Annotated in this window: 28 protein-coding genes and 1 other annotated feature; of the genes, 18 read left to right on the forward strand and 10 right to left on the reverse strand. The window is 34.1% G+C overall.

Translation table 11 applies throughout. From position 1 onward, the window contains the following. Positions 1-186: 186 nt before the first annotated feature. The 13 genes from ACQV18_RS05705 to rpmA all read left to right on the forward strand — a co-directional run bounded on the left by ACQV18_RS05705 (position 187) and on the right by rpmA (position 9,820). A complete protein-coding gene (locus tag ACQV18_RS05705; RefSeq protein ID WP_428892689.1) occupies positions 187-423 on the forward strand; it encodes a hypothetical protein in 237 nt (78 codons plus the stop codon). Positions 424-591: 168 nt separating this feature from the next. Beyond that, the gene (locus tag ACQV18_RS05710; protein WP_428892690.1) at positions 592-2,052 is read left to right on the forward strand and encodes an alpha/beta hydrolase family protein; all 1,461 of its coding nucleotides are present in this window, start codon (positions 592-594) and stop codon (positions 2,050-2,052) included. Between the two features lie 27 nt (positions 2,053-2,079). Further along, a complete protein-coding gene (locus ACQV18_RS05715; RefSeq protein WP_428892691.1) occupies positions 2,080-2,358 on the forward strand; it encodes a hypothetical protein in 279 nt (92 codons plus the stop codon). Then, positions 2,336-3,661 carry a protein kinase domain-containing protein gene (locus ACQV18_RS05720; protein ID WP_428892692.1) on the forward strand — a complete coding sequence of 442 codons (1,326 nt, stop codon included), beginning with the start codon at positions 2,336-2,338 and terminating at the stop codon, positions 3,659-3,661. The genes ACQV18_RS05715 and ACQV18_RS05720 overlap by 23 nt, the downstream gene beginning before the upstream one ends. 51 nt (positions 3,662-3,712) lie before the next feature. Further along, on the forward strand, positions 3,713-4,594 hold the full coding sequence (locus ACQV18_RS05725; RefSeq protein ID WP_428892693.1) for a metal ABC transporter ATP-binding protein: 882 nt from the start codon (positions 3,713-3,715) through the stop codon (positions 4,592-4,594). 15 nt (positions 4,595-4,609) lie between these two features. Continuing rightward, on the forward strand, positions 4,610-5,410 hold the full coding sequence (locus ACQV18_RS05730) for an ABC transporter permease (RefSeq protein WP_428892694.1): 801 nt from the start codon (positions 4,610-4,612) through the stop codon (positions 5,408-5,410). Positions 5,411-5,437: 27 nt separating this feature from the next. Continuing rightward, positions 5,438-6,895, forward strand: coding sequence for a ribosomal protection-like ABC-F family protein (gene abc-f / locus ACQV18_RS05735; protein WP_428892695.1), 1,458 nt, complete (start codon positions 5,438-5,440; stop codon positions 6,893-6,895). A 175-nt stretch (positions 6,896-7,070) separates the two neighbouring features. After that, positions 7,071-7,124 (forward strand): hypothetical protein, encoded by a 54-nt coding sequence (locus ACQV18_RS05740; RefSeq protein ID WP_428892733.1) that lies wholly within the window; start codon positions 7,071-7,073, stop codon positions 7,122-7,124. A 455-nt stretch (positions 7,125-7,579) separates the two neighbouring features. Continuing rightward, positions 7,580-8,023, forward strand: a complete 444-nt coding sequence (locus tag ACQV18_RS05745; protein ID WP_428892696.1) for a hypothetical protein — start codon at positions 7,580-7,582, stop codon at positions 8,021-8,023. Positions 8,024-8,139: 116 nt separating this feature from the next. Next, the gene (locus ACQV18_RS05750; RefSeq protein ID WP_428892697.1) at positions 8,140-8,370 is read left to right on the forward strand and encodes a hypothetical protein; all 231 of its coding nucleotides are present in this window, start codon (positions 8,140-8,142) and stop codon (positions 8,368-8,370) included. 381 nt (positions 8,371-8,751) lie between these two features. Then, positions 8,752-8,822, forward strand: a sequence feature (ribosomal protein L21 leader region). Positions 8,823-8,858: 36 nt separating this feature from the next. Then, on the forward strand, positions 8,859-9,170 hold the full coding sequence (gene rplU / locus ACQV18_RS05755; RefSeq protein WP_428892698.1) for a 50S ribosomal protein L21: 312 nt from the start codon (positions 8,859-8,861) through the stop codon (positions 9,168-9,170). 2 nt (positions 9,171-9,172) lie between these two features. Beyond that, positions 9,173-9,517, forward strand: coding sequence for a ribosomal-processing cysteine protease Prp (locus tag ACQV18_RS05760; protein ID WP_428874991.1), 345 nt, complete (start codon positions 9,173-9,175; stop codon positions 9,515-9,517). 12 nt (positions 9,518-9,529) lie between these two features. Continuing rightward, positions 9,530-9,820 (forward strand): 50S ribosomal protein L27, encoded by a 291-nt coding sequence (gene rpmA / locus ACQV18_RS05765; RefSeq protein WP_090290150.1) that lies wholly within the window; start codon positions 9,530-9,532, stop codon positions 9,818-9,820. A gap of 106 nt (positions 9,821-9,926) precedes the next feature. Here the strand turns inward: rpmA and ACQV18_RS05770 are convergent, their stop codons facing one another. The 5 genes from ACQV18_RS05770 to ACQV18_RS05790 all read right to left on the reverse strand — a co-directional run bounded on the left by ACQV18_RS05770 (position 9,927) and on the right by ACQV18_RS05790 (position 13,449). Continuing rightward, positions 9,927-10,082, reverse strand: coding sequence for a hypothetical protein (locus ACQV18_RS05770; protein WP_428874421.1), 156 nt, complete (start codon positions 10,080-10,082; stop codon positions 9,927-9,929). A 338-nt stretch (positions 10,083-10,420) separates the two neighbouring features. Continuing rightward, a complete protein-coding gene (locus ACQV18_RS05775) occupies positions 10,421-11,626 on the reverse strand; it encodes a hypothetical protein (RefSeq protein WP_428892699.1) in 1,206 nt (401 codons plus the stop codon). Positions 11,627-11,639: 13 nt separating this feature from the next. Continuing rightward, entirely contained in the window at positions 11,640-12,395 is a 756-nt protein-coding gene (locus ACQV18_RS05780; RefSeq protein WP_428892700.1) for a hypothetical protein, read from the reverse strand. Beyond that, positions 12,396-13,076: an ABC transporter ATP-binding protein gene (locus ACQV18_RS05785; RefSeq protein WP_428874418.1), complete on the reverse strand. Its 681-nt coding sequence runs from the start codon at positions 13,074-13,076 to the stop codon at positions 12,396-12,398. It abuts the gene before it with no gap. Continuing rightward, entirely contained in the window at positions 13,069-13,449 is a 381-nt protein-coding gene (locus ACQV18_RS05790; RefSeq protein ID WP_428874417.1) for a GntR family transcriptional regulator, read from the reverse strand. The genes ACQV18_RS05785 and ACQV18_RS05790 overlap by 8 nt, the downstream gene beginning before the upstream one ends. A 224-nt stretch (positions 13,450-13,673) precedes the next feature. Here ACQV18_RS05790 and ACQV18_RS05795 point away from each other — a divergent pair, with 224 nt between their 5' ends. Both ACQV18_RS05795 and ACQV18_RS05800 read left to right on the forward strand, forming a co-directional pair. Next, complete coding sequence (locus ACQV18_RS05795) at positions 13,674-15,143, forward strand: DUF1538 domain-containing protein (protein ID WP_428874415.1); 1,470 nt, start codon at positions 13,674-13,676, stop codon at positions 15,141-15,143. A 10-nt stretch (positions 15,144-15,153) separates the two neighbouring features. Next, positions 15,154-15,804, forward strand: a complete 651-nt coding sequence (locus ACQV18_RS05800; RefSeq protein ID WP_428874413.1) for a P-II family nitrogen regulator — start codon at positions 15,154-15,156, stop codon at positions 15,802-15,804. 888 nt (positions 15,805-16,692) lie between these two features. Here ACQV18_RS05800 and ACQV18_RS05805 read toward each other — a convergent pair. Then, positions 16,693-17,208, reverse strand: a complete 516-nt coding sequence (locus ACQV18_RS05805; RefSeq protein ID WP_428876042.1) for a hypothetical protein — start codon at positions 17,206-17,208, stop codon at positions 16,693-16,695. 378 nt (positions 17,209-17,586) lie between these two features. Between ACQV18_RS05805 and ACQV18_RS05810 the strand changes: the two genes are divergently transcribed. Further along, positions 17,587-18,486, forward strand: a complete 900-nt coding sequence (locus tag ACQV18_RS05810) for a YitT family protein (RefSeq protein WP_428874409.1) — start codon at positions 17,587-17,589, stop codon at positions 18,484-18,486. Between the two features lie 509 nt (positions 18,487-18,995). On the opposite strand, the gene ACQV18_RS05815 is transcribed toward ACQV18_RS05810, so the two are convergent. Genes ACQV18_RS05815 through ACQV18_RS05825 form a run of 3 tightly spaced genes read right to left on the reverse strand, consistent with a single transcriptional unit; the run spans position 18,996 to position 21,075 of the window. Continuing rightward, positions 18,996-19,283 (reverse strand): DUF5960 family protein, encoded by a 288-nt coding sequence (locus ACQV18_RS05815; RefSeq protein WP_428874407.1) that lies wholly within the window; start codon positions 19,281-19,283, stop codon positions 18,996-18,998. After that, the gene (locus tag ACQV18_RS05820) at positions 19,283-19,654 is read right to left on the reverse strand and encodes a hypothetical protein (RefSeq protein ID WP_428892701.1); all 372 of its coding nucleotides are present in this window, start codon (positions 19,652-19,654) and stop codon (positions 19,283-19,285) included. Before ACQV18_RS05820 ends, ACQV18_RS05815 begins: the two co-directional genes overlap by 1 nt. Further along, positions 19,651-21,075, reverse strand: coding sequence for a Y-family DNA polymerase (locus tag ACQV18_RS05825; protein ID WP_428875001.1), 1,425 nt, complete (start codon positions 21,073-21,075; stop codon positions 19,651-19,653). The genes ACQV18_RS05820 and ACQV18_RS05825 overlap by 4 nt, the downstream gene beginning before the upstream one ends. Positions 21,076-21,361: 286 nt before the next feature. On the opposite strand from ACQV18_RS05825, the gene ACQV18_RS05830 reads away from it, so the two are divergent. Together ACQV18_RS05830 and ACQV18_RS05835 are read left to right on the forward strand one after the other, a co-directional pair. After that, positions 21,362-22,573 carry a dicarboxylate/amino acid:cation symporter gene (locus ACQV18_RS05830; RefSeq protein ID WP_428876048.1) on the forward strand — a complete coding sequence of 404 codons (1,212 nt, stop codon included), beginning with the start codon at positions 21,362-21,364 and terminating at the stop codon, positions 22,571-22,573. A 146-nt stretch (positions 22,574-22,719) separates the two neighbouring features. Next, a complete protein-coding gene (locus ACQV18_RS05835) occupies positions 22,720-24,219 on the forward strand; it encodes a C69 family dipeptidase (protein WP_428892702.1) in 1,500 nt (499 codons plus the stop codon). Between the two features lie 49 nt (positions 24,220-24,268). On the opposite strand, the gene ACQV18_RS05840 is transcribed toward ACQV18_RS05835, so the two are convergent. Beyond that, on the reverse strand, positions 24,269-24,547 hold the full coding sequence (locus ACQV18_RS05840; protein WP_428874424.1) for a hypothetical protein: 279 nt from the start codon (positions 24,545-24,547) through the stop codon (positions 24,269-24,271). Between the last annotated feature and the right edge of the window lie 164 nt (positions 24,548-24,711).

Genomic DNA, 24,711 nt, shown 5'->3' on the forward strand with positions numbered 1-24,711 from the left:
AGTGGGACATTTTGATTTGTGTTCTCTTGAGACATTATCATTTACGTTTAACAAAATTTAGTTATAAATCAAATTTTTTCTGACATAATAAATGTAAGCGCTATACTAAATGTAAGTAGAGGATTCATATGTGTTCTAGGTATGGAGGTCTGTTTATTTATTAATTTATGAAAGGGTGTATAAAATATGAAATTTAATGATTTAGTTAAAGATCTTCAAGGAAATCCAAACTTAATTGCGGCATATATTTCAAATCCAAATATGGTTTTAGAAAAGTATAATTTAACTTCAGAAGAACACGATGTATTGCTATCTGGAAGTTTTGACGGATTAGTAAGTTTAGGTGTTTCTGGAGAGTTAGCAGCTGGTGTTCTTTCAGGGGCTCATAGTTCTACTTGTGGACCTATGACGACTAGAATTTAAAACACATTTTACCTTTACGCAAATTAGAATATAATTTGTTTAAATAGACTTAAGTATTTTGAACTTTATATGAAAACTATACGAGAGTAGAATTAACGTTATACGATTACACAGAACAACTTGTTTATTTTAGTCTGTTCTGTGTTTTTGTATTATTGAGGTGATTGTATGAATTTTCAAGTGTACCAATTAACAGTAAATGAAGATAGGAGTCATATTTGTTACGTAGAAGCCACCGACATTGGAGAATGCTTAAAAATATGTAATTTAAAGGATGAAGAATTTAAAAAGTTAAGTGTAGAGGAAATAGTATTTTTAGGTTGGCTATCAAAAACATTACTTTTGATTCAAACTAAACATACGTTGATAGTGTATGACATGGTAACTGATAGAAAAAAGTACAATATATTCTTGAAAGATAAAATAAGGACGATACTAAGTAGAGATAGTACTTATTTTGATTATGTTGTTCAATTGACAGTCGATCTTCTGGAAGTAAAAAGGTACTATTTTTTAAATGGACAGACTGAGAAAATCATGTCATTAAATACAATATCAAACGATGTAGAATTTTTAGGTAGGGAAAAATTTGAAAGATATTATGTGGAATATGAGCGAATAATTTTAAAAACATTAGACGTGGGTCTAGGTGTTATTTTAGATAGTTGGAAGAAAGATACTTTGGAAGTAGTAAATAAAGATTTAGAATGTAAAATTACTGTGAATGATAAAATTTGTTTTAAAGGTAGTGGATACATTGATAGGGCATATATGTTGGAAGGGTATGTACTTTTTTCATTTACAAACTTTTTAAAACCTAGAACTTTATATAAATTATATCTAAATGGGTGTTTAGAAAGATATTCTTGTTCGAATCAATTCCCTGAAAAAATTTTAAACTCTCATTTTCAATTAGGGAACATTCAAAAGAAAAGGATGGGAAATAGAGAAGTTCCTGTAGTAGTAATTGAACCTGATGAATTTAATTTTAAAACGCTAGTATATTTGCACGGCGGTCCAGACACCTATATTAGGAACGAGTATTTGGATTTTGTGGAACAGATGTTAAATAAGGGTTTTAGAGTAATAATGGTTGATTATTCAGGAAGTATTAGCTATGGGTCAAAATTTTATAAAAAATTATTTAATAATAACGGAGAAGAAGCTGTTAAAGATATTGAAAGTATATTATTGAAAATTAGGATGGAAAATTCTCAAATTTTTATAATGGGTGAAAGTTTTGGGGGATATCTTGCTGTTGTTTCAGCAATAAAATTTTCTGATATCATTAGTAAAGCTATATCTATAAATGGCTTTACTGATTATAGATACCAGTATATATTTTCAGTAGCAAGACAAGTGATAACAAAATACTTTGACATAACCATATCTAAAAACAACCCGATTGATTTGATAGAAAATATTTCAAGCTCGGCACCATTGGTTTTTATTCATGGTGAAAAGGATGTATACTGTCCAATTAAGCAAATTGAAGTTTTTATAGAAAAACTAAGAATGATAGGATATATAGATGTTAAATTAATTAAAATTGATGGAGAAGGTCATTATAGCATGTTACCTCGAATTATAAATAAATTTTATTCACAATTTATAAAAGAAGTTGTTTAATAATTATTAATCAAGGGAGTGTCTCAAATGGAACGAACTATTAGTAAGGAATTAGTGGTAATGCTAGAGAAAATTTGTACTGATGTAGATGACAGTCCTCTTTTCTGGAGGGAGTTTTATAGTTGGTGTATCATTTCATATCGTAAAGATAGAGTGAATCGATTTTCAATATCAGAGTTAGGCAAGTTTTTATTAAAGAGAAACATTGAAAATACAAAAGAAATAATTGTAGCATATATTCATATTCTTTATTCTTTAGCTATGTATGAGGGGGAAGAAATTTATGGAGAAGGATTCGTTATTTGATTTATTAAGTGGGAAAGTTACAGAAATGAAACCAGAAATGATTTATGAAGAAGGAATATGGAGCCACTATTTACCTTCAATTGGTTATGAATTACCTAACTATGGATTTAAGATACACATTTCGGCTACTCTAGAAAATGTTATAGATATAGCAGAGATAATTTTCCCTATATTAATTGATAAAAATATAAAATTCAAATTTATTAAATCAATAACTCATTTAGGTTTTCTGAATATGGGGAATTATGGCTATTCACAGATGGGGAAAATGTGTACCATATATCCTAAAGATATAAAAGATTTATTATCTTTATTGGATATCTGTTATAAAAAGACTAAAAAATTCGCTTCTATAGCCATTCCATCGGATTTTCCATATATGTGCAGTAGTGTCGTGTATTATAGATATGGGGAATTAAAAACAGAAAAAGATGATAATGATATTGAATTTGTTGACTTAAGAAAAAAATTTATACCAGATAATATAGAGATACCAATTGATGATTATTATATTCCACGATTAGAAACTGTTGCGAAAAAATATATGCCATTAAAATGTTTACGAGTTAGAGGGAAGTCATCTGTTTATTTAGCTATTGATATTGATAAAAATAGTATGTGCATCATTAAAAGAGGGAATTTTTTAGGAGAAATAAATTTGGACGGAGAAGATGGACTTGACAAAGTATATAATGAGTATGTCATTTTAAAAGAATTAAAGAAATTAAAACTTTTTCCTGATCTATATGATGTGTTTTATAAAGATAAGTCATTATTTATTGTTGAAGAATTTATTGAGGGGGAAATTTTAACTAATATATTTTTAAATAAAGAAATACAGAACATAAATAAAATCATATTGATGGATATTCTAAAGGCTTTAAAGCAAGTACATTTGGAAGGATATCTACTTAATGATTTATCCCCTGATAATATAATGATTAATCAAAATAGGTTTGCACGTTTTATTGATGGAGAATATTCTGTACATGAAGAAAAGTATACAAATGTTATGAATTTAGTGGGTACACCAGGATTTTCTAAATCAAAATATAGTTTAAAAGATAAAGACCTATATTCTTTTATTTGTATTTGTTATTTCTTTTTCAACAGAAAACATTATTCAGACTTGCGAGAAGAAACTAAAGAAGATTTTATAAAAAAAGTAGATGAAAATCCAAGGTTTTTAGAAAATGTACACGTTGATTTAAGCAGTTTACTGGGTATGTATGAAGAAGAATTCTTTGAAAAGTCATATGAAACTAAGATAGAGATACTGGAACAAATAATTATGAAATGTTAATCTTATACAATTTGATAGGAGAAAAAGCATAATTTAAGGAGAGTGTTTAGATTGAAAAGAGTATTAAAAGTGGATAATTTGTCTTATTACTATGAAAATGGAGAGGGTATTAAAAATATTTCTTTTGAATTAGAAACCGGAGATTTTTTGGCGATTATAGGTAAAAGTGGTGCGGGGAAAAGTACGTTAATAAATTCTATTTTAGGAATTCTTCCAAAAATAGAGGGAGAGGTTTGGATAGATGATGCGTTGTCTGCTAAAGATATTTCGTTTAGTCCTCAAAGTCAAGCAATTGATTGGTATTTAAATGTCTTTGATAATGTTTATATGGAAGCTTTGTTTGAGGGTACGATAAATGCTAAAGAACAAACAAGAAATGTAATGAATAATATTGGGTTAGAAGGAAAAGAAAAGGAAGATCCAACCAATTTGTCAGGTGGGCAATTGCAACGGGTTCAGCTAGCAAGGCAACTTGTGTCAGATTCTCAAATCTTAATTTTAGATGAACCTACATCTAGTTTAGACGTGATAACTGCTGAAAAATTTTTAGAGCAATTAGAAAATCAAACTAAAACAGGAAAAACATGCTTGGTATCGTCTCATGACTTAGACATGTTAGAAAAACATTGCAATAAAGTATTATATATAGAGGAGGGAGAGGTTGTCTTTTTTGGATTACTTAATAGTTTTTTAGATCAATACAACAATTTGAATGAATATAGCGTTTTTTATGAAGGAGGCTTAACGAACGAATTAAGACAAAGTATAAGTGAACTATTTAATGTATTAGAGTGGCAGCCGTTAACAGTTGAAATAAATACTGATGAATCTATTAATCTAATACTGAAGATACTTGTTGATAATAATATTATAGTCCGTTCAATCGAACAGAAAAAACGTAGCTTAAAAGAAATTATTCAATTGAAAGGATAAGGAGAATAGGAAATTATGAAAAGATTAAGTTATAAATATCAAAAAGTAAATTTTATAAAATCTATACTTAGAGTAAGTTATATAGAATATCGCGCATTAATAAACAATAAACACCTAATCTATACCCAATTACTTGTACCTACGTTATATTTTTTATTCTATTCAACAGGGATATCTTCAACTTTTGGTATGATTTCTTATGCGAATAAGGAGATTTCCTTTTTGCAATTTTCTTTCATAGGGATTATTGGATTAACAGTGTACAGTCAAATGGCGCAGTCTGTGTATAGAATTATATTAGATCGTAAATGGGGGCTTTTAGCGTTTAAGTACTTCAAAGGAGTTACACCGTTAGCATATATTATTGGAAAAATGTCATTTCCATTATTTAACTTCTTAATACAAATAAGTGTAGTATATTTAATTTCTGTTCTTATGGGAGATTATTTTACTGCTAGTCAATTCTTAGTTATTGCGCTTTTTTCAATAATTATAATGATTTTTTGGTTTTCTGTTGGAACTGTTATATCTTTAAAAATAAGTTCTTACAAAGTGAGAGATTTGATTTTAAATACTTTACTCTTGCCAATTTCTTTCACAGCACCTATATTTTTTAGTTTTGATAGAGCGCCTATATTCATTCGATATGTATCGTATATAAATCCTTTGACGTACCAACTAAATGCACTTAGAGATATTAGTTTCCACATTCCCAATTATTTTAACGTGGGTATTGTTGTGTTGATGACAATGTTAATGGGAGGTATTGCAATATATTCTGTACAAAATGCAGAATTAACAACAAATGAAAGATAATATAAATAATTACTAGGAGGACGATGAATGACTATACTAAAAAGTATTTGTGTTGAAATTTCAGGGAGGCAAGTATTATCTATTGATCGATTGGAAATATCTGATGGTGATAAAATTGCTGTTTTGGGAGGTAATGGAAGTGGTAAAACCACACTATTAAATTTAATTTTTGGTGATTTTGAAGCTTTTTCTGGAATACTAGAAAAAAAACACGATTTTCTTTATTTAAAACAAAATAAGACCGATATTGGAATGGATAATGAAACAAATTATGAATTTCTATCTAAGATAGGTGATGTTCCTTTTCATAATGAGATAACAGCGTGTAGTGGTGGAGAGAAAATAAAACTGTATCTATCAAACGTTTTAGAGAATGAATATACAAATTTAATACTTGATGAACCTACTACTAATTTAGATTTAAAGAGTACACGTTTTTTGATACAAACCTTAAAAAATCATCAAGGTATTATTATTTTTTCTACCCATAATAGAGAATTAGTAGAAAATATTGCAACAAAAATTTGGATAATCGAAAATCATAATGTGAAAGAGTATAAAGGAGGATGGGAATCTTATATCTATCAAAAGGAATTAGAGGAATCAACTCTTCAAAATAGAAATACTCAGATACAAGAACAAAAAGAACAGTTAGAGGCTGCTATTGAAAATAAACGAGAGTCATTGAAGAAAATTTCTGATATTACAGTGCGAAAAAAAAATAAGAGAATTAATCCTGGTAGATTAGCACAGTCTAAATCTAAAGGAAGCAGTCAAAAAGGGATTGCTAGACAAATAAAATCGCTTGAAAAAAAGCTAGGAGCACTCCCTACTCAAGAGGATATAACTGATAGGAAAAATATAGAATTTCCTTTAGTAGAATCACTAGCTTTAAATAGTAAAATACCTATAATTGCCAACGGGTTAACAATTTGTATGGGTGATAGGATATTATTAGACAATATTTCATTTCAAATTGCAGCAGGTGAAAAAGTTGCTTTTGTAGGAAATAATGGCACAGGAAAAACGACCCTATTAAATTATATATATAATAGGGGAGAATCAATTTCGGTTTCTTCGAATGTAGAATTCTCATATGTCAAGCAAGGTATTTATTTTGTTCAAAGATCAATAAGTCTCATTAGTTATGCAATGCTCAATACAAAGTATTCGTATGACTTTGTTGTGAAAGTATTAAAACAAATGGGATTTGATGAATGTGACCTAGAAAAAGAAATTAGAATATTTAGTATGGGAGAGCAATTACGAGCCGTGATAGCCACTTCCATTCTTACACCTAGTAATATATTAATTTTAGACGAGCCAACTAATTATTTAGATATTAATGTAATGATGGGCTTAGAGAGGCTAATAAAGAACTATCCTGGTACAGTTGTATTCACATCGCATGATTACACTTTTGTAGAAAAAACAGCCACAGTTATCTATGAATTATCCGGGTGCAAATTAAGAAGGATCAAATAGAACTATATAGTGACCAATAAAATTACTAATATCATTAATAAAGATCATTATGCATTGTAATCCAACTTGAAAATGGAGATACGAAGATAATTATTTTAAACCGCTAACCATTATATAATAACCGAAGGAGATTGGTTTTTTGGAGTATTCAGCATGCTTATATCCAAATGGGAATATGGATATTCAAGTTTATTTTTTTTATAATGAGAATATAAAAAGTATGGTTTGAAGGTTATGTAGATAAGCAAGAAGAAAAAATGCAAGAACAAATGAATTTAGCAGTGGATTCTATTCAATATCCAAAATTGAGAGTTGAATAATATCGATTATTTACAAAAAATGGGTTTGTAGTAAATATGTTTGATTAAATAAGTTTCTGAAGGCAGCTTAAATATTGGCGGTATTCAAGGCTTTTTTGTTTTTGAGGGGGTATTTTTGAGTTAAAAAAGATGATGAGTTGGTGAGGATGTTGGATTTTATTATGATACTATATCTGTTATTTTATAGGGAATTTGTTAAAAAAAGAAGGTGAGGCTACAAAGGAATATGTACTTTTGTCTCAAATCATTGATAAATGTTTATTTTTACGGAATTATTTTGAAAAATTCTTAGACTATAATACATATGTGACATAAAAGGATAAAAATAGGAAGCTTCTGATACACTTAGTTTGTGAGAACAAAAGTGAAAGGAGCTTCCTATGAGGTCTATTATAACAGAAGAAGTGCGCTATCGAAAAAAGTTGTCGAATATGCTATTAAATACAACAATAATGCAGCAGCAAGACGTTATCATATGAGCCGTCATAATGTAAAACGTTGGCGAGATCGTTACAATGGGAATAGGGATAGTTTAAGATTAAAAAGTCCTAGACCGCATTCTCATTCGGCGAATTATCAAGCAGAAGAACTGGAGTTGGTTCGACGAAACTATCAACGCTATGGTCATGAAGGGCTAGCAGAAGTCTATGTACAATGTCGAAGAAAAGACTATAAGCGAAGTTATGATTCGATGTGCAAACAAATTCGTCAAAAGGGCTGGAATTGTGTACAGAAGGGAGCTATCCTAAGACAAAATGGCGGGGAACAAGAGCTACTCAACCTGGATAAAAAGTACAAATTGATATAAAACACGTTCCTCAGCAGTGCATTAGCTGGAATAGTTGTGGTAAATGTTACTAGCAAATTACTGCAATTAATGAGTATAGTTGAAAACGAGTATGTAAAATTGTTGAAGAGAAGAGAGTGACACATACTGCCACCTTTTTAATTGATCTTGAGGAACAGTTTGGCTTTAAGATTGACAAAGTTCAAACAGATAATGGCTCGGAATTCACTAACGCTCTCCATCAAACTGGCCGAAAAATTATCCCTGAAGAAATATTCGATCAAAAAGGGATTCACTATCAGCGCACAAGATCCTATTCTCCCTGGCAAAATGGGATTGTAAAGTGGAGTCATCGTGAGGATAGTTAGAGAATCTAACATCGAATCTTTAATTCAGAGGCACAATTGATATCCGCTCATCAACGGTATATCCATCGAGGTAACAATGTTCATCGAAAGCTACTCAATTTTAAAAGTCCAAATGAAATGATTCAAGACTATTTAACACACATGCGGCTTAGCCTTATCTAATTTATCTTATCTTGTTAGCAAATCAAGGATCGTTACACTTTCCTCCTTGACAGGCTAAGAAGGTAAGATGATCGAGTACTAGGCTAGATCGCTATCAGAAGATTTCTATTTGTGTAACATATGTTTGACAACTCTAGAACAACCAAAAATATCTTTCCTTAGAATTATTGACAGTCTAAAGTAATTCTGATATCCTACTAATGTTGTATTTGTGTAGCACCACAACTGCAACCGCTCATCCTTGAGTTTAAGTGCATTAGCCACTCAAGTTGGCGAGTCTAAGTGTAGGTATTTATACCGAAAATCTAATAATAGGAGGTGCTTGAATGTACGCAATTATAAAAACAGGCGGCAAGCAAATTAAGGTAGAAGAAGGACAAACAATCTTCGTTGAGAAGCTAGACGTTGCTGAAGGCGATAAAGTGACTTTTGATGAAGTCGTTTTAGTAGGTGGTGAAGGTGAAACAAAGGTAGGTTCACCATTAGTTGCTGGAGCAAGTGTAGAAGCGACTGTTGAGAAACAAGGACGCGAAAAGAAAGTGGTTACTTTCAAATATTTACGTCGTAAAGATTCTCACCGTAAGCAAGGACACCGTCAACCATACACTAAATTAACTGTTAACGCGATTAAGGTTTAATCATGATTCAAGTACAAATCAGCCTTTCAAAAGAGGGTCAAGAAGTTAAAGCAATCGAAATGACAGGACATGCTGGTTATGGTGAACATGGACAAGATATTGTCTGTGCCGCAGTATCTAGCCAAGTTATTTCAGTAGAAAACTCTCTTTACCAACTCTTGCAAGTGCCTGTAGAAACCACTGTTAATGAAATGGAAGGTGGTTATCTCAAGCTCGTACTACCATCGATTGAACAAAAGAAGTTAAAACATGATGTGCAACTTTTGATGCGTCATTTAATTTTAGCTTTAGAAGTGACAGAACAAGCTTATCCCGAATATATCCAGATTAAACAAACTATACTATAGGAGGTGCTCTCTATGTTGAAATTAGACTTACAACTATTCGCTACTAAAAAAGGTGGAGGTTCTACTCAGAACGGTCGTGATTCCATTGCTAAGCGTTTAGGCGCTAAAGTTGGCGACGGTGAAGAAGTAACAGGTGGATCAATTATCTACCGTCAACGTGGAACAAAAATCCATCCAGGCGAAAATGTTGGCCGTGGTGGCGATGATACATTATTTGCAAAAATTGATGGAATCGTTAAATTCGAACGCAAGGGTAAAAAAGCTAAGAAAGTTTCAGTTTACCCAGTAGCTGTTGAAGCTTAATCGAAGTTTTTAAAATGCCTAACATCTTAAAAGCAGTCCTAGTTAAACTAAGACTGCTTTTTTGTTTGTCTAATGATTTGTTGAAGTGACAGTTAAGCCGTAGTCATCATTGGTCGTTTATTTCAATTTCTTTGAATGCTATATTATAAAAGTCTGTCTTATCAATTAAAATAATACTTTCTGATTCTTTGCTTTTATCGGCTATTAACTCATCTTCTGTTGACTGTTTAATTGCTCTTTTTTGATTGAAGTATTTTCTCAAATTTTGAAATTTCTTCCTCTAGTTTTCTGCTTTCTTTTTCCCTTGCGCAAAGCAGTTGTGTCACCCGAGCTCATCATGCTCACCAGCCGTAAAAGCCTCTTTCATTTCACTTCCTCTTTAAATAGTTGATGGCTAAAATATTTCCAGTAATTTAAAGTGGCTATTCGATGGGGAATATAGCTAAGAAGCATAAATAAATATCTAATTATAATGTAACTTTAAGTAATAAAAAGGAAATGGTTTTCTTTTAAAATTAAAGGCATAACTTTTTTAAAATAAAAGGAGGCTGTGACATTAGTCAGCCTCCTTTAAAGTACAATATGGGTGCGTATGATTCTTTAATTCCAAATTAAAAGATCTAAATAATTCTGATACTCTTTAGGAAAATCGATTCTAAAGAGTGACTGGCTTTGTCCGGTGTTTAAATCGTAATAGCCATAATATTTCTTGCCAGAATCATTGAGGGAGAGAAGAGATGGCCCCTTACTGTTATAGTCAATCACTTGAATATCTAGCCCAACTTCCAAAGATTCAAAATGTTCAATCGGAATCTCACCGATATAATTATCTTCCTTTATTGAGTAGCGGCCAAAGTGAGGCTTATTTTTTTGATATTCGATGATATAAATATGGTTAGAGTCAGCAGTCAGGATTTCGAAGCTATTTGAACTTGGAATGGTTACTTTAGTTTCTTGCAATGATTGGTCTTTAAAATCAAACAGAAAGAAGGGACCATTCTCGTCATTTTCAAGATTATAGCTAGTTTGAATAAAGGGAGCATCAAGAGAGAGGTTACTACTTAAGAATGGACTATTGAGCCAAACATCTTTAGCTAGAGTTTCCTCATCACTATATACAGTATAGTCTTCTTCATTAATGAGTTTAAATTGGTTTTCTTTGTTGACTTCATCAAGTTGGTAAATTGTAATTTTGTTTTTAAAGGAAAATTTGTCGCTATTGCTGTTTCCCGATTCGATATTGTAAAGACACATTAGATAATATTTACCATCAACTTGTCGGATTTGAACATTTTGCAGATAGATTTTATTCGAGTCCTTAATTGAAGTTTTGATTGTAGGAATATCTTTGATAAGCTCCTTTTTATTTGTAAAGTCTAAAAAGTGAACTTTGATGGGTTTTTCTTCATTAGAAAACAAATCACTTTCAATCCAGAAATAGTGCTTATCTCCTTGATAGATTTGTTCTAGTGAATCTATTCCTTTGAAAAAGTTGGGGGCTTCTTTAGCTAATGCTTTTAATTCTTTATTTCCCTCAAAATCAAGGCTTTTGAATTTAAGATTTGAACGACTCAACTGAAAATCTCCACTTTTATTTTGGAACATTTCTTCTGGCAGAGAGAAGAAACTGTTTTGACTACTTAGTTGGACATACTCTTCAGGTAGATTGGTTAGTTTTTCATCTCCTTTTATTGAGGTTAATTTCCCAATAATCGGCGAGTTAAGACCATAGAGACTTCCTACTAATAAGATTAAACCCATGCCAATGATTGCAAAGTATTTAATCATTTGTTTATAATAATTCATCTTTCTACCTCCTTTAAATATGCAGATCTTTTGCGACATATTGACTGCCAATCCAGTAAGTGATACTTCCTACAAGGATAAAACTGAGTGGATAAAACGCATGAAACTCGAGATTAGTAGGTAGCATACCAAAAGCTATGAGTTTTCCAGTAAGATATGTTCCTGCTACTAGGATGAGCAAGTAGAGGACAGACCATTTCCAGGAATAGGCGCGTTCAAGCAGTACAAATAGAAGGGTGATTGGAATCAAGGCAAGCCAGGCTAAGATATTAACAAGCGATACCCAGATGGATTCGGTGAAAAGATTGGTGAAATAAGAAAAGTTGAAAACGAGATAGAGGGGCATATCATTTGAATACCGCTCTTGTAAGATCATTTGTAAGAGAAAATGAAAAACATATACCGTAAAATAAACGAATAAAATATTCAGGAAAAAATAAAAGACGAGGCTTAGAAATTTTGCATGGTAGAGGCTGGATCGTTTAAAAGGGCCAGCTAACCAGCGAGAAATCATTTTACCTTGGCTAAACCAATCTTTTAACCAGATTAAGAGGGTCGCAATTGCCATACTAATAACTCCGATAATAAAGGCGATATTTATGATATTCAGCAATATATTTGGCTGATTTACCATATTTTGTTGGAAATTGCTTTGTATATTATTATTAATAGAAATTAAGGATAGGACGAGATAGATCAAAGCGACGATTAACCAGTAAAATTTCTGCCTTTGTATTTCAAAATAAGTTAAACTCAATACTTCTCTCATTTAATTTAACTCCTTTCTTAACCATTCAACTAAGGATAGTTCTTCATTTTCACGCATATCTTCTAAATAGATAGAGTGTTTGATTTGGCCCTCACTCATTAAAACGGCTCGGTCGATAAAGTGTTCGACATCGTAAAGTTCATGAGTGGTTACTAAGACACCACAGTCTTTTTGGATAAATGAACCAAAGAGTTCAAGAATTTCTTCCCGGCTAAAGACATCGATGCCAGCAAAGGGTTCATCTAACAGAAGATAATCTGCCTCTAAAGATAAGCCTAACATTAAATTAAGTTTTGCTTGATTCCCCTTGGATAGTTCTTTAATGCGCTTACTATCTTCTAATTGGAAAAAATCTTGGATATCTTGTGCTCTAGTAGGATTCCAAGCAGGATAGAGATTGTACATAAATTCTTTGCATGCTTTAACCGTCATCGAAGGGGGAAAGTTGAGGTAATCGGGAACATGCCATATTCTAGCTTTAGCATCTCGCAATTTTATTTCATCAATATAAATTTCCCCTTGATAAGGCAAAAGTCTGGCAATACAGTTAATGAGGGTCGATTTTCCTGTACCATTAATGCCGATCAATCCAGTGATTTCACCTGGTTTAACTTCTAAATTGATGTCTTTAAGGACCTTATGCTTACTGAAAGACTTGTTGAGGTTTTCGATTTTAATCATGGTTAATGGCCTCCTTTTTAATTTGATAGCTATGGGTAAGGCGTTGGATGATATCTTCTAATTGCAAATCCATGGGAATTAAAACATCGACTAGGTTTTCGATGGCTTGATCAATGGATTCATATTTAAGTTGAGAAATTAATTGCGTGTCAGTTGTTATGGTGCTAGGTCTTTGAGCTTGAGTAACAATCATACCTAAGTCCTCCATTTCTTTAAATGCCTTTTGAACGGTATTGGGATTGACTTTCCATTCCTTTGCTAATTGTCTTCTTGAGGGCAATTGATAACCCGGCGTATATTTGCCTGTGATGATCTGATCTTTTACCCAAGTAATAATTTGGGTATAGATGGGTAGATTGGGTGCAAGTTTCATTATTTTACCTCCATTAAAGCTTTATTATATTCCAAGATGTGTCCCACAATCATAATACAGCTTGTTTAAGTGTATTATACGAGCCATACACTTTTAAGTCAAGGTATGAAGGTAAAAATGCAAGTAAAAGATGAACGGAATGAATGGTGATAAAGATTTAAGCAAAAGTCAAGCTAAGCTATGGTATGATGAAGGAGAAATAATATTTATGAAGGAGGAATGTTATGGATTTATTAGTCGATAAATTAAAAGAAGTGTTAGCTTCTGTACTGCCTATTATACTTATAGTTGTGATCATTTCATTGACCATGGTCAATGTGTCGGCAGATATGATGATTCGTTTTTTAATAGGGGCTGTCTTTTTAATTATAGGTTTAACGATCTTCTTATTTGGTGTGGAAGTTGGTATGAGTCCTATAGGAGATTTGATGGGGAAAAGTGTAGCAGATGCTCCCAATATTTGGGCCATTACAGGGCTAGCCTTTGTAATTGGTTTTTCGGTCACGGTCGCAGAACCTGATTTACTTATTTTAGGCCAACAGGTGGCTGATGCGATGGGAGGAGCTCTTACTTCAACGGTGATTGTTGCAATGGTCTCACTTGGTGTCGGCTTCTTAATTGCTTTTGGTATCGTGCGGATTTTGTCTTCCTTTTCGATTAAGTATTTTTTCTTAATTGCTTATGGGTTGATCGCCTTAATGGCTTTATTGGTTTCTAATGATTTTATAGCCATTGCTTTCGATGCGTCAGGTGCCACGACAGGTGCCTTAACCACACCTTTTATCTTAGCATTGTCAGCGGCTGTTTCATCTCGTAAAGGGGGGCACATGGCTGAGGAAGATTCTTTTGGTTTAGTAGGTGCCATGAGTGTCGGGCCAATTTTAGCAGTTATTTTATTATCAGTTATTACAGGAGTAAGTTTCCAAGGGCAAGCAGAAGTTTATCGTTATACGGAGGGAATTATTGCCCCATTCTTTTTGGCTATTGGACACACTTTGCTTGAGTCTTTAATGGCCCTCGCTCCCTTAGCCATTTTATTTGCGATTATGAATTGGAAACAATTTAAGCTTAAAAAGCGTGAACTCAAACGGATTATCAAAGGGGTTACTTACACTTTGATTGGACTGGTTCTCTTTCTAATAGGTGTCAATCAAGGCTTTATGGATATGGGGCGTTTTCTAGGTAATATGTTAGCGCGTGACTTTCAGGCATGGTTACCCGTAATTGGTTTGATTATGGGCTTGGTGATTGTTTTGGCTGAGCCAGCCGTTCACGTATTGGGAGACCAAGTTGAAGCGGTAACGGGTGGTTTTATTAAGAATAAACTTTTACTTGTCTTTCTATCTATTGGAGTAGGCCTAGCTGTCAGTGGGTCACTGGTTCGTATCCTAGTGCCTAGTATTCAAATCTGGTATTATTTATTACCTGGCTTTCTTTTAGCCATCTGTTTATCCTTTTTTGTAGATGATTTATTTGGAGGGATTGCTTTTGATGCGGGAGGCGTAGCTTCCGGACCAATGACGGCAACTTTCATCCTGTCCTTTGCACAAGGGGCAGCGGATCGGATTCCAACGGCAGATGTGGTAACGGATGGCTTTGGTGTCATCGCAACGGTTGCAATGGCGCCAATCGTCATGATATTATTACTCGGAATCATCTATAAGTGGAAATTAAAACAAGAAAAAATAGCATAGGAGGGTATTTATGCAGACAGTCTTATTTTTTGCAATTGTTAAGAAGGGTACAGCCTCCTATTACCTTGAGCAGGCACGCCTGGCAGGAGCCACCGGTGGAACGATCTTTCAAGCAGAAGGAACAGTTGCCAATCCTTTCTTAGATTTATTAGGTTTGAATGATTCCAAGCGTGAAGCCTTATTGATGTTGGTTGATCATTCAAATGAAGAAAGAATTCATCAAGTCTTAACCGAAAAGTGTGAATTACCTAAAAAAGGAAAGGGCATTCTCTTTTCAATTAATACAAGTAGTGTTTATGGCAGTCACCAGTTAATGCATGAATTTAATGAGGGAGGTCAAGAAATGAGTAAGTATCAATTAGTAGCTACAATTGTTGATCGTGATTCAGGGGATGAAGTAGTGGAAACTGCTCGTGAAGAAGGAGCAGGTGGAGCAACTATCCTCCATGGTCGAGGACTAGGTTCGAAGAAAGCTCCTAAGATTTTTAATGTTCAAATTGAACCGGAAAAAGAGCTTGTCTTAATGATTGTTGAGACACAAAAAGTGCCTGAAATCATTGAAAAAGTTTCTAAAGCCATGGATATTGACCAACCGGGTAAGGGAATCCTTTTTACTATCGATGTCAACGATGTAAGCGGGCTTTTCCAACAAATAAACTAATTATGTAAAACTAAAAAAGTGGATTAAGACGAATGATTAGCTTATGATACATTTATTAAAAGGGAAAAATGACAAAAGAAGTTTGTCGTAACACCGAAAATAAAGCTATTTAATATAGTATCAATTCGAAAAGTAATTTTTTGAAAAAATAAATATTAAAAAAGCAAGATGAATTAAATTAATAATTTATCTTGCTTTTTAGTATTGCTAAATTTTTGCTAATCTTATGATACCTCTAAATAAAAATTGTAATTTAACAGGAGCGACAGTATATATTTTTTTAGCACCTGTCCATGATATATATCCTTCATATTTTATGCCGTTCCTATACTCTACATACCATTGTTTATAGGATCTAGGGACCGGACCCGGGTCAGTTGGTACCACTTTCCATACTTCTACAAAAAGAGTACGCGGAGGCCAAACTTTCGACCTGAATATATAATCCTCTTTTGTTACATCTGTATCTTCAGTAGAAACAGATTGTGTAGTAATATAATCCTCTTTTGTTAGATCATTATCTTCAACAGAAACAGATTATGTAGTTATATAATCCTCTTTTGTTAGATCGTTTTCCTCAGCAGAAACAGATATAGTTGATAGACCTAAAAATATAGTTAGAATTAATATTGATTTTATATAATTATTTTTTTTCATAATTATTTTCCTTCCTATGTTTTTTATCTACAAAATAAAATAATGAATACACAAACACAAATCCTATTATTCTATACAATAAGTTATCAAAAAAATATGAAATCGTTAATTTCCCTTGGAAAAATGTTATTAATACGCTTACCAAAATATATACTCCTACAAAAAGTAACTCATTTATTATTTTGCTTAGTTTCTTCATAAAATTCACCTAATGATCCTTTTAAGTTACGATTATTGTAAATAATTGTATTGATAACGAAATCCTCTTACAACAAATACTCTTGCATAGTCAGAAAAACCGATAGCACCAATAGCTCCATCTATAGCCGCTGCTGCAAGTTTAAATTGTGGTGGTAACAACATAAGTATAAATCTTGTTGCAACTCCCGTACCAGCTCCACCTAGAATACTAAACGTTGACGCACTTATATATACATCCTCATTACCTTTTGATGCTTTTCCATGCCATACCAACTTTGTTACCCCGTTACTTTGTCTTCTTAACATGCTAGTACTATCATTTGAAAATTTAGAAGTATCTATTCCTAGATCATTAAAATACTTTATAAGTTTATCATCTGTGATAGTTACAACTGTCTCATCACCATTTTCCGAAGTGTCAAAATACTCTGAATTTTCTTTATAAAAATCCATTACAACATTATCATTAACATTAGCTGTTTCCTTTATTGAAGTACTTGCATGGGCATTAACATCAAAATTAAAGAGAGAACTTACCATTATCATTAAACTTACTGCTATCACACTCAACTTATTCTTTGCACACATCAACACCAACCATCTTTCAAAAATTTATTGTTGATAGTATACACAAAAAAATCAGATATAACAATTCTTTTTTTAAAAATTATAAATAATTAAATTTGTTGTATAAAAATTTATTGTTTTTAACTTAAATAAAAGTCTTAACAAGAGAAAAAATATACCATCATTACTTTTGCAAATTATTAGGAATGGTAACTCAGCGCTGTCAATAACTATTGAAACAATAAAATAAATTAATGATTGATTATAATTTACTAAGATTTTAAAAACCTACTTGAAAGTGATTACATTCTTGTCAAAAAAGGGTATAATATCCTTGATAGTAAAGGAGTGGTGGCAATGGTAAAAAAAGTAATGGACTATTTTGAAATAACACCGAAAGGGATTCTTTATTCTGTTTTGATAATGACTTTAGGTTGCATTGTTTATGCCTATGGGGTTAATTATTTCCTCATTCCTAATCATTTTGGTAACGGTGGTGTAACGGGTGTTTCTATGTTGGCCTATTATTTACTTAAAATACCAACCGGTACAAGCAACTTCATCGTTAATGCCATTTTATTAGTGGTTGGATGGAAATACCTAAGTAGGCGAACCTTGCTTTATACAATTTATGCTTCAACTTGTTTAAGTTTTTGTTTAAATGTTATCCAACCAGCCCCTTATATTGCAACTAATATTATTATTCCAGCTGTAGCGGGTGGAGTTCTTTTAGGAGCAGGTATTGGTTTAGTTCTTAGAGGCAACGGGACGACTGCTGGTACGGACATTGTCGCAATGATTATGCAGCAGTATCTAGGAATCAGTTTCTCTGCTGGTTTGTTAATGTGTGATATGCTAGTTATTTTGGCTTCCAGCTTCATTATTGGAGTAGATATGACGATTGTGACGATCATGATGATGTTTATTGCGAGTCAGACCGTAAACTTTGTGACAGATGGGGTCAACCGTCGAAAGTCCGTGATGATATTCTCCTCTAAGAAAGAAGAAATTGCGGATATAGTAATTAAAGAGATGGTGCGAGGTATCACTGTATTTAGGGCATATGGTTACTATTCTAAGCAAGAAAGGGAAGTCTTACTGGCAATAGTGAATCGTAATCAGGTTGTTCAATTACAAAGATTAGTGACTCAAATTGATCCCAAAGCCTTCGTCACTATTTCAGACGTTCAACAAGTAATTGGCGAAGGGTTCACCTTCTTCTCCTATGAAAGTCCACACAAAAAAAGATACCATTAACCATTAGTAATTAACTGATCTAAGGAACTCGATTGAAAGGTGAAGCCCCCTTTTTAATCGAGTTTTTATCTTGCTATATAAGGAAATAAATGAAGAAGCTAATAATATTTCCCTGCTTCAAAAACAATGGATACCATTGATTGAGCTGTGCTCTTTAATCCAGCCATCTTAGCATTGGATGAAGTAAGTTCTTCAGTCGATAGTTTTTTAGAAAGATTAAATGAAGAAGGTATGGATAAGGTAAGGGAGGGGGACCTCCTTCGTAATGCCCTACCGCTTATCGACCATTTGTAATGCCGATATTATCTTGTTGATGAAGAGTGGTAATATTAGTGAAAAAGGAAACATGATTTGCTTTAAGTAGCTAATGGGTGTTATGCAGACGGCTATTAAAGTCAGTTTGCTAATCAAGCTTAGAAAAAAGCTCACTCAAATGAGTGGGCTTTTTGAATAGAAAGATGGATAGCACTAAAATCCTAGCTTGATAGGCTGGCATTGAGGGTAGAACTTTAATCAACATAATGATACTGATATTGGTAAATGCGAATTAAATGGTTGCGCTTATCGGTACGCACCTTGAAAACAAAAGTGTGAGTACGTTGGTCGAGACTGTGTTTTTGAGGGATACGAAAATAATTAATGGTTGATGCCGACATCATTCGTAATAACTCATCCTCTAGAAAAGCAAGAGGAACTTTCAGCTTAGAATAACGATAGAAATCCTCTTGAAATCGTTGATAATTTTCACTGAAATAATCAAATTGTGTTTGATTATGGTGGTAGTCATTGGTTTTCATTATTCCACCTCCTCAGCAAGTGTAATATCGATAATTTGTTCAAAAGCTAAAAGGAGAAAGTTTCTAGAAAGGGGGTCTTCAATCGCACAATGGTCTAGATTTAGCTCTTTAAGAGTGCCGGTAAATGATTGGTGGGCCTTATTTGGATGATTGCCTTGATAAATAAGGCTAATGGAGAGTTTTTGAACATAGGCTTGGCTGAGTAAAAGAAATTTCTCCTTAGGAGACAGTCTGGCCGGGCTTGAGTCAGTAAAGCTGTGTGACAGAGCAGAGCTATGTTCTGATAAGAAAAAGCCCATCCATTTAGCCATTTTGCGATCTTGATATTGACGTGCAGCTTTAGATGATAAGTAAGACCGATCTACACTCATTCTAAACCATCCAATCCGCCTGCTCCGCCTGCTGCATGACCACCCATCAACTTGCTTCGAGCAATGGAACGAGAACTTTCTAGTAAGGCGCTAGCTTTTAAAACAGAGACGTAGCCAAAACGTTTTCGAATAGCATCTACTGTTTTATCGAGGCGCTCTTCTTTTGATATTTGTCTTGGCTCTTCAAAAAGCGAAAAGTAATGGATGTTTTCTTCTACCAAGCCCGAATAACGAACACCAATATGGCGAACGGGTCCGTTTTTATATTTAGAGCGAAAGAGCTCAATTACAGTGGCTGTTAAGACTTTTGTTTGCTGGCTAGGATCGATTTTGGTTTGAGCGCGAAGGGGAGATAGGTCAACTGCTTTGGAATAACCGACAGAGACAGAGACCAGCTGTGCTTTTTTGCCAGCCCGTCTTAAACGAATGGCCACTTGTTCTGCCATTTCACTTAAAAGCAATTCAATATCTGCTTGCTGAGTATAATCATGGGGTAAAATTTGCGAATTACCGATAGCTTTAGACTTCGGACGATAAGGCTCACTAACTTTACTTTCGTCGACCCCATTGGCATGAAAGAATAATTGCAAGCCAATTACACCGAACTCCTTTTTTAATTGTTCAGGATTAGCATGGGCTAGATCATAAATGGAATGAATCCCTAACTGATTGAGTCGTTTGGCTGTGCGCTTACCAATCCCCCAAAAATCAGTTAAATTTGGAATGGCCCATACTTTGCTTGCAACATCTTCATAGGACCAATTTGCTCGCATGGTCGGCTTCTTTTTAGCCTCGTTATCTAAAGCGAGCTTAGCCAATAAAGGATTGGCATTAGAAAGACCAATGGTTGAAGCGATTCCTGTTTTACGCCAGATATCCAGTTGAATTTTACTAGCTAACATTTCTAATTTGTCTCGACGTGACACCTGACGATCAGGAATAAAGTAGTTCAAAACATGCGTTAAATCAATAAAGCTTTCATCAATTGAATAGGGGAGAATATCTTCTTCAGAAGCATACTGGGTTAACAGCTTTAAAAGGTCGATATTCTTTTTAATATAAAGGTCCATCCTGGGTGGCACAAATAATGAACGTTTGGCCCAAGATTCAATATAACGAACATAGGCAGGATCCGTTCGTAAGCCATTACGTCGAGCGTTGCGATAGTTGAATCGTCGATTATGAAGAGAGAAGGGTAAATCATAAGTTCGTCCCACATTGCTACGCCCAAAAACTTGCTTAAAAATGGGAGAAGAAGCCAAAATCAGACCTTGAGAAGTGTCTGTTTGACTCATGACACAAAGGCTTGTTCTTAGAGGATGCAAGCCACGCTCAACACACTCTACGCTCGCATAGAAGGATTTCATATCGATAAAAGCAATATCAGATTTAGGTTCACGGCTATAATCAATAATAGTCATTACAAATTCCTCCTGTAAGCAACAGTTTAATACGAACGGATGTTCGTGTCAATAGCGAAAATAATTTAAAGAATTTTATGAGATAGGAAACATTTTAAAAAGAGTATTTTATTACTGTTTTTAAAATAAAATTTCTTAAAAAGAGCTACAATTATTACTATTCAGCAAAATACAGTTAAAAAATAAGATAATTTAAAAAACGCTTTCATATAACTTTTTTTCGTGTATAATATAAGCATAGTAATAACTCGAGTTTGCTAAAAAAATTCCAAATGGAGGGGAAAAAATGTCAGAGAATAAAAATGACAGAATTAAAATCAAAACGGGTTTAGTCGGTCGGTTGCTGATAGCTATTGCAATGGGTATTTTGATTGGGCGTTTGCCATTTGTTCCTGAATGGTTTATTAGAATTTTAGTTACTTTATCTAGCCTGTTTTCAGCCTTTTTAGGTTTCTTTATTCCTTTAATGATTATTGGTTTAGTAACTAAAGGAATTGCAGATCTTACAGAAGGAGCAGGCAAATTACTAGGTATGACAGCTTTAACAGCTTATGGATCAACCCTTATAGGGGGGACTTTTGCTTACTTTGTGGCAACAAGTATTTTCCCTAGTTTTATTACCAGTGATTTAGTCAATAAGATTACTGAAGCAGGAGAAGGAGCTACTCCATTCTTTACGGTTCCGATAACGCCTATTTTAGAAGTTACAACAGCGGTTGTGCTGGCTTTTATGATGGGGCTTGTTATTTCGTGGTTACGGGCTAATCGAAATTCTGGACAGGTACTTTACCAATTGACTGTTGAGTTTGAAGAAGTGGTAGTTAAAGTATTAGAAACGGTAATTATTCCCTTGTTGCCAATTTATATTCTAGGAAATTTTGCAAATATGTCTTATTCTGGATCGGTATTTGCAGTACTATCTATCTTCTGGAAAGTATTCGTTATTGTCATCATTATGCATTTACTTTATGTTAGTTTATTATTCATTGGTGCAGGAAGCTATGCTGGGAAAAACCCATTACGACTCATTAAAAATCAAATTCCAGGTTATATGACGGCAGTTGGGACCCAGTCATCTGCTGCAACTATTCCGGTGAACTTAGATTGTGCAGAAAATAATGGAGTATCTGAAGAAATTCGTAATTTCGTTGTCCCTCTATGTGCAACTATTCATTTAGCAGGTTCGATGATTACTATTACTTCCTGTGCGACAGCCTTATTATTAATGTATGATCTTCCGCACAGCTTTAGTGTAATTTTTGGCTTTATCTGCATGTTAGGTATTGCGATGGTAGCAGCTCCAGGAGCACCTGGAGGAGCTATTATGTCAGCTGTACCATTCTTACCAATGGTAGGAATTGTTGGAGATGCTATGCAACAATTAATGATTTCGCTGTATTTAACTCAAGACTCTTTTGGTACTGCAGCGAATGTTTCAGGAGATAATGCCATAGCAGTTTTTATTGATAAAATATATTCCGATAAGATTAAAAGCTAAAAATAGCACTGTAATAAGCTCTTCATTAGTTAGCCAGCGACCTAACTAATGAGGAGTTTTTTAATACTTAAGAATAAATACATTATTCAGACTTTATTTTTAGAAGTAAGAAGCATAAGATAGGAGTATGAAAGTGAGGGATTAATATGGGATGTACAACAATTTTAGTAGGTAAAAAAGCCTCTTATGATGGGTCAACGCTTGTCGCACGAAACGAAGACTCTGTTTCGGGACAATTTAATGTAAAAAAAATGGTCAAAGTCGATAGTCAAGGACATCCGTCTCACTATCGGTCGGTGTTAGCTCACTTAGAAATTGAGTTGCCAAGTGACCCATTAGCTTATAGTATGACCCCTGATGCTGTAGGAGACCAGGGAGTTTGGGGAGCGTGTGGGGTCAATGCCGCAAATGTTGCCATGACTGCGACCGAAACGATCACTTCCAATGCGCGAGTGTTAGCTGCTGATCCATTGGTAACCTACCAAGAAGCTAGGGGTGAGCAGGGGAGCGATAGTTATCAAGCAGAAATTCCTGGAGGTATCTCAGAAGAAGATATGGTATCGCTCGTCTTACCTTTTATACGGTCTGCTCGTGAAGGGGTAAAGCGGTTGGCAAGTTTGTTAGAAGAATACGGCACTTCCGAGATGAATGGGATTGCTTTTCAAGATGTCGATGAAATTTGGTGGTTGGAAACAATAGGGGGTCATCATTGGTTAGCTAAACGGGTACCAGATGATTCCTATGTAGTGATGCCTAATCAATTTGGAATAGATTCCTTTGATTTAGAAGATGCATTCGGTCAACAAAAAGAGCATATGTGTTCAGCTGATTTAAAAGAGTTTATTCAAGAAAATCACTTAGATTTATCAAAAGATGGTCCATTTCAGCCACGTTTGGCCTTTGGCTCAAGAACTGCTGCAGATTTAGTATATAACACGCCACGAGCTTGGGTAATGGGACGCTTTTTCAATCCAACAACTTATAAGTGGGAAGGCTCAGAGGCAGATTACACACCACAATCCTTTGATATCCCATGGTCCTTTGTGCCTGAACATAAAATTACTGTCCAAGAAATAAAAGAGATCCTTTCCAATCATTACCAAGGAACCCCGTATGATCCATATGTTACTAAGGGCTCAAGCGAAATGCGAGGCGCTTACCGGACAATTGGAATCAATCGCAATAATTTTTTAGGTCTAACTCAAATTCGGCCTTATATGCCGGAAAACAATCGCAGTCTTCAATGGATGGCCTTTGGATCAAATGTCTTTAATGCCATGATTCCTCTATATCCTCAAGCGAGTGAATTTCCGGCTTATCTCACTCAGACAGATGATCAAATCACAACGGACAGTCTGTATTGGTCTGCTAGAATGATTGCTGCTTTAGCGGACGCACATTATTATCAAACGCAAACAGTGATAGAGTCTTATCAGTCCAAGGTGGACCATCAAGCTTTAGCAATCATTAAAGCCTATGATCAAAAACTTGCAACAAGCCCTAGCTCTCAAAGTCAGCAAGTATGTGAGCAAGCCAATCATAAACTGGCCGCCATGTTACAAGAAGAAACACATCAGACGCTTAAAAAGGTATTAGATATTGCTTCCAATGGCATGAAGAATGCCTATGCTCGATCTGATCAATAAGTTTTATGTCTAGCAAATAGGAACCGACCCCCAACCGTTAGCTTTTTGTCTAACGGTTGGGGGTCTTTTGGTTTGATAAAGTCTGCCTAAGAAGCCAGCAAAAGAAGAGGGTGGCTGTATGAGTGAGTAGGGTCTGATTATTAGTTTTTGAGTGATCGGCAATCACATTGGTTTGATAAGCAGATTCAATCATTGTTCTTGTTAATTCAGCAGTTTGAGAATTAGGACGAAAGAGTCTTTTAACGAAGTCAGTCGTTCGCACATTCATAAAAGATTTATCGACTGGAAGTGGTTGATAGATTGGACTAGTTAGGGCGCTTAAAGTAATGTAATTTTACTTGTTTGAGAGGCGCGTCTTTATCATTTATCCAATCGCAACATAAGACTTTGGGAAAGTATCCAACGATTTTTTCTTCTCTTAAGTTAAAAAAGTTCGGTGTTGTTCAATGTTTTAGAGACATTGTTTTTTATTCAATCTTGCTTTAAATTGCT

This window comes from Facklamia sp. P9177 (genome assembly GCF_050409585.1).
Taxonomy (GTDB): Bacteria; Bacillota; Bacilli; order Lactobacillales; family Aerococcaceae; genus Facklamia.

Coding starts and splice junctions, on each gene's coding strand:
- ACQV18_RS05785 (WP_428874418.1), bottom strand. CDS start 13,076: ATGATTAAAATCGAAAACCTCAACAAGTCTTTCAGTAAGCATAAGGTC.
- ACQV18_RS05730 (WP_428892694.1), top strand. CDS start 4,610: ATGAAAAGATTAAGTTATAAATATCAAAAAGTAAATTTTATAAAATCT.
- ACQV18_RS05715 (WP_428892691.1), top strand. CDS start 2,080: ATGGAACGAACTATTAGTAAGGAATTAGTGGTAATGCTAGAGAAAATT.
- ACQV18_RS05820 (WP_428892701.1), bottom strand. CDS start 19,654: ATGAGTGTAGATCGGTCTTACTTATCATCTAAAGCTGCACGTCAATAT.
- ACQV18_RS05810 (WP_428874409.1), top strand. CDS start 17,587: ATGGTAAAAAAAGTAATGGACTATTTTGAAATAACACCGAAAGGGATT.
- ACQV18_RS05775 (WP_428892699.1), bottom strand. CDS start 11,626: ATGAATTATTATAAACAAATGATTAAATACTTTGCAATCATTGGCATG.
- ACQV18_RS05835 (WP_428892702.1), top strand. CDS start 22,720: ATGGGATGTACAACAATTTTAGTAGGTAAAAAAGCCTCTTATGATGGG.
- ACQV18_RS05720 (WP_428892692.1), top strand. CDS start 2,336: ATGGAGAAGGATTCGTTATTTGATTTATTAAGTGGGAAAGTTACAGAA.
- rplU (WP_428892698.1), top strand. CDS start 8,859: ATGTACGCAATTATAAAAACAGGCGGCAAGCAAATTAAGGTAGAAGAA.
- ACQV18_RS05805 (WP_428876042.1), bottom strand. CDS start 17,208: ATGATAATGGTAAGTTCTCTCTTTAATTTTGATGTTAATGCCCATGCA.
- ACQV18_RS05815 (WP_428874407.1), bottom strand. CDS start 19,283: ATGAAAACCAATGACTACCACCATAATCAAACACAATTTGATTATTTC.
- rpmA (WP_090290150.1), top strand. CDS start 9,530: ATGTTGAAATTAGACTTACAACTATTCGCTACTAAAAAAGGTGGAGGT.
- ACQV18_RS05710 (WP_428892690.1), top strand. CDS start 592: ATGAATTTTCAAGTGTACCAATTAACAGTAAATGAAGATAGGAGTCAT.
- ACQV18_RS05800 (WP_428874413.1), top strand. CDS start 15,154: ATGCAGACAGTCTTATTTTTTGCAATTGTTAAGAAGGGTACAGCCTCC.
- abc-f (WP_428892695.1), top strand. CDS start 5,438: ATGACTATACTAAAAAGTATTTGTGTTGAAATTTCAGGGAGGCAAGTA.
- ACQV18_RS05825 (WP_428875001.1), bottom strand. CDS start 21,075: ATGACTATTATTGATTATAGCCGTGAACCTAAATCTGATATTGCTTTT.
- ACQV18_RS05760 (WP_428874991.1), top strand. CDS start 9,173: ATGATTCAAGTACAAATCAGCCTTTCAAAAGAGGGTCAAGAAGTTAAA.
- ACQV18_RS05795 (WP_428874415.1), top strand. CDS start 13,674: ATGGATTTATTAGTCGATAAATTAAAAGAAGTGTTAGCTTCTGTACTG.
- ACQV18_RS05780 (WP_428892700.1), bottom strand. CDS start 12,395: ATGAGAGAAGTATTGAGTTTAACTTATTTTGAAATACAAAGGCAGAAA.
- ACQV18_RS05705 (WP_428892689.1), top strand. CDS start 187: ATGAAATTTAATGATTTAGTTAAAGATCTTCAAGGAAATCCAAACTTA.
- ACQV18_RS05830 (WP_428876048.1), top strand. CDS start 21,362: ATGTCAGAGAATAAAAATGACAGAATTAAAATCAAAACGGGTTTAGTC.
- ACQV18_RS05790 (WP_428874417.1), bottom strand. CDS start 13,449: ATGAAACTTGCACCCAATCTACCCATCTATACCCAAATTATTACTTGG.